1 pseudogene is annotated in these 293 nt (G+C 55.3%); it reads right to left on the reverse strand.

Annotation, left to right across the window (positions count from 1 at the left end):
- A pseudogene (locus tag J9892_RS22685) lies at window positions 1-293 on the reverse strand (transposase); the annotation flags it as partial.

A 293-nucleotide genomic window follows, 5' to 3' on the forward strand; every position in this document is an offset into this window, starting at 1 on the left:
CTTTGCTGCTATAGGCCTTGTCTGCGGCAAGATGCGCTGGCCGTGTTCGGTAGCGACCTGATGACGTTGGTATCCTCGCCATGGCCAACGCGCTTGTTGCATAGCTGATTTCTGCTGATTGCCCCGGTGACAGGCAGAAGCTCAGTAGTAAGCCATGACCGTCCGTGACCAAGTGAATTTTGCTGCCGAAACCTCCCCGCGAACGGCCAAGGGCTTGATTCATTGAGGTGTTTTTTTACGTGCACCGGCAGCATCTTTGGATGCTCTGACATTGGAGCCGTCCAGGCACCACA

It is taken from the genome of Aeromonas sp. Prich7-2 (genome assembly GCF_017939255.1).
GTDB lineage: Bacteria > Pseudomonadota > Gammaproteobacteria > Enterobacterales > Aeromonadaceae > Aeromonas > Aeromonas caviae.